Source organism: Longimicrobium sp. (assembly GCF_036554565.1).
In the GTDB taxonomy this organism is placed as follows: domain Bacteria; phylum Gemmatimonadota; class Gemmatimonadetes; order Longimicrobiales; family Longimicrobiaceae; genus Longimicrobium.
On the sequence record NZ_DATBNB010000676.1, the window covers coordinates 1 to 5,398 of the forward strand.

At 70.4% G+C, this 5,398-nt stretch carries 5 protein-coding genes and 1 pseudogene; all 6 read left to right on the plus strand.

The features are described 5' to 3' along the window. Positions 1-356, plus strand: a pseudogene (locus tag VIB55_RS18790) (hypothetical protein); the annotation flags it as partial. Further along, complete coding sequence (bla, locus tag VIB55_RS18795) at positions 341-1,387, plus strand: class A beta-lactamase (RefSeq protein ID WP_331878208.1); 1,047 nt, start codon at positions 341-343, stop codon at positions 1,385-1,387. The pseudogene VIB55_RS18790 and the gene bla, both read left to right, overlap by 16 nt. Positions 1,388-1,416: 29 nt before the next feature. Beyond that, positions 1,417-2,640 (plus strand): bifunctional 3,4-dihydroxy-2-butanone-4-phosphate synthase/GTP cyclohydrolase II, encoded by a 1,224-nt coding sequence (locus tag VIB55_RS18800; protein ID WP_331878209.1) that lies wholly within the window; start codon positions 1,417-1,419, stop codon positions 2,638-2,640. Positions 2,641-2,937: 297 nt separating this feature from the next. Then, positions 2,938-3,432 (plus strand): 6,7-dimethyl-8-ribityllumazine synthase, encoded by a 495-nt coding sequence (ribE, locus tag VIB55_RS18805; protein ID WP_331878210.1) that lies wholly within the window; start codon positions 2,938-2,940, stop codon positions 3,430-3,432. Continuing rightward, the gene (nusB, locus tag VIB55_RS18810; protein ID WP_331878211.1) at positions 3,429-3,863 is read left to right on the plus strand and encodes a transcription antitermination factor NusB; all 435 of its coding nucleotides are present in this window, start codon (positions 3,429-3,431) and stop codon (positions 3,861-3,863) included. Before ribE ends, nusB begins: the two co-directional genes overlap by 4 nt. Then, positions 3,860-4,969: a glycosyltransferase family 4 protein gene (locus VIB55_RS18815; RefSeq protein ID WP_331878212.1), complete on the plus strand. Its 1,110-nt coding sequence runs from the start codon at positions 3,860-3,862 to the stop codon at positions 4,967-4,969. The genes nusB and VIB55_RS18815 overlap by 4 nt, the downstream gene beginning before the upstream one ends. Positions 4,970-5,398: the final 429 nt, after the last annotated feature.

Genomic DNA, 5,398 nt, shown 5'->3' on the forward strand with positions numbered 1-5,398 from the left:
ACGTGGACGGCGTGGGCAAGGTGACGCGCATCGAGCCGCGGGAGGAGCTGGTGCTAATCGACTTCACGCTGCCCGAGGAAGTGGTCGGCGTGACGGTGCTGCACGGCTCCATCACGCTCAACGGCATCAGCCTTACGGTGAACGACCTGCCGGAGCCCGGCATCTGCCAGGTGTCCATCATCCCGTTCACCTGGGAGCATACCTCCATCCGCGATCTGAATGTCGGCGATGCGGTGAACGTGGAGGGCGACATGATCGGCAAGTTCGTCCGCAACCTCCTGGGCGCCCCCGTGCGCGGCGGCGAGCCCGGCGGCGCGGCCCGCGAGCACGTTCTGCGCGCGTGGGGGTACCAGTGAGGCTGCGCGCGTTCGCGTTCCTCGCCCTGGCGGCGTGCGGAAACGCGGACGCGCCGCGCGAGCCGAAGGCGAACGCGCTCGCCGCCTCGAAAGCCGCCGAGGTCCCGGACACGGCAGGGGTGATGGCGGAGCTCCGGCGCATCGCCAGCGAGTCGGGCGGCACCGTGGGCGTGGCGGCGATTCACGTGGAGACGGGGCAGCGGCTCGCGCTGAACGCCCGCCAGCCGTACCCCATGGCGAGCACGTTCAAGCTGCCGCTGGGGCTGGCCATCCTGGCGCGCGTGGACAGCGGCCGGATTTCGCTGGACGACTCGCTGGACGTGACCCCGGCAGATTTCAGGCTTCCGCCCAACCCGATCGTCGATTCCGTCGGGCCGGCGGGGGGCAGGGCGACGGTGAGGGCGCTGCTCCGGTCGATGCTCGTCGACAGCGACAACGCCGCGGCGGACCGCCTTCTGCGCGTGGTCGGTGGGCCGGCGGTCGCCACGGAGCACCTGCGCTCGCGTGGCATCCAGGGCATCCGGATCGACCGCAGCGAGGGCCAGGTGTCCTGGGACTACAACGGCGTGAATGACGTGCCGCCACCCGCGCAGTGGTCCCTGGCAGAGTTCGAACGCCGCACGAGCGCGGTCGCCGCCAGCGAACGGGAGGCGGCGCGGGCGCGGTTCTGGGCCGATCCGCGCGACACGGCGGCGCCCGAGGCATTCGCGGCGCTGCTCGTGCAGGTGCAAAAGGGCGAGGGTCTGTCGGCGGAGAGCCGGCGGCTGGTGCTGGACGCGATGGAGCGCTCGCCCCGGGGGCGCAACCGCATCCGCGCGGGGGTCCCTGAGGGCACGACGGTGGGCGACCGGACGGGTACCATCGGCCGCAGCACTAACGACATCGGCCTGATCACGCTGCCCGACGGCTCGCACGTGGCGCTGGCGGTGATGGTGAAGATGTCCACGCGCACTACCGAGGACGAGGAGCGCACGATCGCCCGTGTGGCGCGGGCCGTGTACGACCACTTCGCGCGACAGGCGAAGTCCTGATTTTTGATCTTGCAGACGGCGAGGGAGAGATGCCGTTCGATACGATAGAAGAAGCGCTGCGCGACATCCGCGACGGCAAGATGGTGATCGTCGCCGACGACGAGGACCGCGAGAACGAGGGCGACCTCGTCTGCGCGGCCTCGGCCATCACGCCCGAGATCATCAACTTCATGGCCACCCACGGCCGCGGGCTGATCTGCCTGGCGCTCACTGCCGAGCGCGCGGACGAGCTGGAGCTGAAGCCCATGAGCGAGCACAACACCGAGGCGCTGCAGACGGCGTTCACGGTGTCCATCGATGCCGCCCACCGCTTCGGCGTCACCACGGGGATCAGCGCGTGGGACCGCGCCAAGACCATCCAGGTGTGCCTGGACCCGGCGACCAAGCCGGGAGACCTGCGCCGCCCCGGCCACGTCTTTCCGCTGCGCGCCCGCGCGGGCGGCGTGCTGCGGCGCGTGGGGCAGACGGAGGCGTCGGTGGACCTGGCCCGCCTGGCCGGCCTGGAGCCCGCCGGGGTGATCTGCGAAATCCTGAACGAGGACGGCACCATGGCGCGCCGTCCGCAGCTGGAGGAGTTCGCGGCGCTGCACGGGATGAAGTTCATCACCGTCGCGCAGATCGTGGCGTACCGGCTGAAGCGCGAGCGCCTGGTGCACCGCGAGGCCGAGGCGATGATCCCCACGCCCACTGGCGACTGGCGCATCATCGCCTACCGCAACGACGTCGACCAGCACGAGCACGTGGCCATGGTCAAGGGCGACGTGCAGGGGCAGGACCGCGTGATGGTGCGCATGCATTCCGAGTGTCTGACGGGCGACGTCTTCCACTCCATGCGCTGCGACTGCGGCGAGCAGCTGGATGCGGCCATGCGGCAGATCGACGCCGAGGGACGGGGAGTGATCGTGTACCTGCGGCAGGAGGGGCGCGGCATTGGGCTGGTGCACAAGCTTCGCGCCTACAACCTGCAGGACCAGGGGATGGACACGGTGGAAGCCAACGAAGCGCTGGGCTTCCGCGCGGACCTGCGCGACTACGGCATCGGCGCGCAGATCCTGCTGGATTTGGGGCTGCAGTGCGTGCGCATTCTGACGAACAACCCCAAGAAGATCGTGGGGCTGGACGGCTACGGCCTGTCCGTGTCGGAGCAGGTGCCGCTCTCGGTGGAGCCCAACCCGCACAACAGCGGCTACCTGCGCACCAAGCGCGAGCGGATGGGGCACGTGTTCTCGCTCGAAGGCGAGGACGCGGCGTAGGACGGCAGTGCGTGAGTGCGTGAGTGCGTGAGTGCGTGAGTGCGTGAGTGCGTGAGCGGCGCATCGGCAGCCGACGCGCACTCCCGCACCCTGTCATCCAGAGGCCCGAGCGCGCCGGACTTGCACGCAGCACACGCGGCGCAGGGCCGTGGGATCTAGCCTGCGCCACGAACAAGCCCGGGCGCGGCAGCGGCACGGGACTCCGGTCCGTCGGGACATGAGCGTGCACGAAACGAAGGACGAGCATCGCAGCCGGCCTACACGGACCGGCACAGGCACGGGACCGAGGGCACTGACTTGATCGAACATCACGGGCAGATTCGCGGCGAAGGCAAGCGCTTCGGCATCGTCATCAGCCGGTTCAACGACCTGATCACCCGGCAGCTGCTGGCCGGCGCGCGCGACTGCCTGCGCCAGCACGGCGTGGCGGACGACGCCATCGAAGTCGTCTGGGTGCCGGGCGCGTGGGAGATCCCCGGGCCCTGCCGCATGCTGGCCGAAACGGGCAGCTACGACTCGGTGATCGCGCTGGGCTGCGTGATCCGCGGCTCCACGCCGCACTTCGACTACGTCGCGGGGACGGCCGCGAACGGGCTGGCGGCCATCGGCGTGAACTCGCGCATTCCCGTCGTTTTCGGCGTGCTGACGACGGACACCATCGAGCAGGCCATCGAGCGCGCGGGCACCAAGGCCGGCAACAAGGGATGGGACGCGGCGATGGTGGCCATGGAGATGAGCGATCTCTACACGCGCCTGGGCGACGGCTCCATCGGCGGCAAGGAGGCCCGGTGAACAACCGGAGCCGCGCCCGCGGCTGGGCGCTGCAGGCGCTGTACGCGTGGGAGCAGCGCGGCGGAGACGTGTCGCAGGCGATTCCCGTTCTCCACGGCCTGTTCGAAAACCTTCGCGTGTCGCCGGCCAACCGGCCGTACTCCGAGGTCCTCGTGCGCCTGGTGGCGACGAACCTTCCGAAGATCGACCGCGCCATCGTGGAGTCGCTCACCAACTGGCGGATGGAGCGCCTGTCGGTGATCGACCGAGCCATCCTGCGGCTGGGGACGGCAGAGATGATGTTCGTGGACGACGTGCCGGCGCGGACGGTGATCCGCGAAGCCATGCAACTCGCGGAAAAGTACGGAACCCACGAAAGCGCGCGGTTCGTCAACGGCGTGCTGGACGCGGTGATGCGGCGGGTGGCGCCCGGGGAGTCTGCCCCGGCGTGAAGATCCTGGTCCTGAACTGGCAGGACCTCGCCAACCCGCAGTCCGGCGGGGCAGAGATTCACCTGCACGAAATCTTCGGGCGGCTGGCGCGGCGCGGGCACACGGTGCACGCGCTGGTCAGCGGCTGGCCGGGCGCCCCCGCCCGCGCCCAGGCGGACGGGATGGAGATCCACCGCACCGGCGGCCGCAACACCTTTTCCTTCGCCGCGCCCGCCTACTACCGCAAGCACCTGGCGTCCGAGCCCTGGGACGTGGTGGTCGAGGACCTGAACAAGGTCCCGCTCTTCACCCCGTACTGGGTGCGCCGCCCGCTCGTTCTCCTGGTCCACCACCTGTTCGGCGCGACGGCGTTTCGCGAGGCCTCCGCACCCTTCGCCGCGGCCACCTGGCTGCTGGAGCGCCCCATCCCGCGCGTCTACCGCGGGCTCCCCACGCAGGCCGTCTCCGAAAGCACCGCCGACGACCTCGTTTCCCGTGGGCTGCGGCGAAGCGACATCACGGTCATCCACAACGGCGTGGACCTCCACTTCTTCTCGCCCGACCCCTCGCTGCTCCGTGCGCCGGAGCCGGCGTTCCTGTACGTGGGACGGCTGAAGAAGTACAAGCGCATCGACCTGGCCATCGAGGCCGTGCACGTGTTGAAGGAGCGCGGCCACCCAGCGCGGCTGCGCATCGCCGGCCGGGGCGACGACGAGCCCAACCTGCGCGCGCTCGTGGATCGGCTCGGGGTGGGCGATCGGGTGAGCTTCGAGGGATTCGTGAGCGAGGAGCGCAAGCGCGAGCTGCTGCGCACCAGCTGGGCGAACGTGCTGCCGTCGCCCAAGGAGGGGTGGGGGATCACCAACGTGGAAGCAGGCGCCTGCGGCACGCCCGCCGTCGCGGCGGACTCGCCGGGGCTGCGCGAATCCGTCGTGCACGGCGAGACGGGCCTGCTGGTCCCCTACGGCGACGCCTCCGCCCTGGCCGACGCACTGGCATCGCTGACGGCGGAGCGCGTCGCACACCTCGGCGCAGGCGCCCGCCACTTCGCCGAAGGCCTGTCGTGGGACCGCGCGGCGGAACGCACGGAAGCGCACCTGTCGGAGGTCGTCACCAAACCGCGCTGACTACTGCAAGGCCTGTCATCCTGAGCCCCAAGCGCGCAGGACCAGCCCCAGCCCAGACCTCGCGGGGCGAAGGATCCAGCCGCGGGCACCTACCAGCTCTGGCGCGGTAGCGGTCACCAGACCCGAGGCCTCGGCTGCCGTGGGGCCCTCACCCCGCCGCGCTGACACGCGTGCGACCCTCTCCCGCAAGCGGGAGAGGGTGTACACACCAGACTTGAGTGCGTCAGGATGGCTCGGTGCTCGGGCGGGCGCCCCCCATCCCCAGCCCTTCCCCCGCAAACTGCGCGGGGGAAGGGAGCCAGCCCGGCCCGTCACCAAAGCTGATGGCGCGCAACAGCTTGACATCCTAAGGCCCACGCGCACCGAACCGGCCCGCAGCACCCTCGTCGCGGGCCGAAGGAGCTAGCGGCGGATGTGTACAACCGGGGG